We start from the raw sequence: 1,689 nt of genomic DNA on the forward strand, positions 1-1,689 counted from the left end.
GGTATCGGGGCTACTAAAAAGTTGTAAGATTATTATTGAGCCAGATATTTATCCAGCAATTTTCGTATCTCTCTTCCTTTAGGACCAGGAGCATCCTGATGTACTAATTTACCCTGTTTATCATAAAGCAAGTACCTGGGAATAGCATTTACCTTTAAGTTTTTAATAAAATCGGCATTTTGATGATTTAATATCAGATAGTTATCGAAAGAAAGTTTTTCTATACTACTTGCTTTTAGCCAATGATCCCTGTTTTTATCTATTGAAAGATAAACTATCGATACGTCCTTCCCTTTATATGCCAATTTAAGTTTTTTTGAATCAGGCATAACTTGTCTGCATGGCGCACACCAACTTGCCCAAAAATCAATGTATAGTACTTTGCCTTGATTCTGCGCTAATAAATCGGTCAATGTAAATGTCATTCCCTTTTCATCGATCAATGATAAATCTGTTTTAATTTTCTTTAATCCGGCAAAATTCATTAAGTAATTGCTTTCAAACCTTCTGTTAAAGATTGTGTCATTGTACAATTGTTTATATTTATTAAAATAATTTTCAACCGCAGAAAAATCCTCTCCGACTTCCATCATATTTTCTAAACATACCCGATAGGCGTATCTAAGAATTTCTCCTTCAAAAAATACCGGTAAAATATCGAATGCCTCTTTGTAGCTAATATATAGCTTCGATTTAGAAGTGCTGGCTTTGTCTAGTAATATTACTTTGTTGATATAGGTTAGCAGATACGCATGAGCAAACGGGCTAATTAGTAAGGAATCATTCATGAATAGGTCCGATTTTAGCCGATCTAATACATAATCACTGTTCGAAAAAGCATGTAACATGGTTAATTCTTTAAATAGTATGTACTTTAACATTTCGTCAAACAATTTATACTCATCGTAGGAGAGCTTATTGTTTTCAACCAACTGCTTATAGGCCTTTTCTTGAAAAAGATACTTTTCGATCTTTAAGTTTATGAGGTCAATGAACGATTTTTTATAGATACTGAGTGATTCATATTTATAGTTTATTGGGATTGTTTCAATGCTCGAAGTTTCATTATGCAATCTCATTTTTCTGGCATGATCATATTCATAAAAATATTCACTAATTGAATCTTCCTTTTCTTTGATCTTTTGTATATCAGGTTTTCTTAATTCCGGCCATTTGAAATTGCTATGAGAAGTGCTGAAAATTTTTTTATTGTTAACTTTGAGTTTAAGCGTATCACCGGGGAACACCAGTAAAGTGTCATATAATGTATATTTACTCCCTATCAAAAGAAAGGAAGCCTTGTTAATGTTAATAGCTATGGTATCTTTATAATCATAAGAAATGATATCTTGCTGTGCTTCTTCTTTGGATGAACTAATAGTTTTGAAAGAAACAAGTATCGAATCATCCTTATCCAGAATAACTTTTAGACCTCCACCATTTTCACTGATATTGTCAATTTTTGATAATTGAATATTTGTTTGTTTTTGGTCACATCCGTAAATAAAAAATACTGTTAATACAACTGTACCTACAATTTTGTTAAATTTTTCATTCATTTCACCATCATTTAAATAATACCAGAAGGCATGATCGCCTTCTGATAAAATTAATTTTTAAAAGGGACAACTCGCACAACAATAACCAGTTGTTTTGTAACCACCTGACCAGGTGGATCCAGTGTGGTAA

General features: G+C 31.8%; 1 protein-coding gene. It reads right to left on the reverse strand.

Annotated elements, in window-relative coordinates; translation table 11 throughout:
• Positions 1–32: 32 nt before the first annotated feature.
• The gene (locus tag AC04NP_RS30460; protein WP_482863902.1) at positions 33–1,559 is read right to left on the reverse strand and encodes a TlpA family protein disulfide reductase; all 1,527 of its coding nucleotides are present in this window, start codon (positions 1,557–1,559) and stop codon (positions 33–35) included.
• Positions 1,560–1,689: the final 130 nt, after the last annotated feature.

The organism is Agaribacillus sp. DX54, from assembly GCF_056858335.1.

What these genes read in the sequence shown, in the direction of transcription:
- AC04NP_RS30460 (WP_482863902.1), bottom strand. Translation starts at nt 1,559, where the DNA reads ATGAATGAAAAATTTAACAAAATTGTAGGTACAGTTGTATTAACAGTA.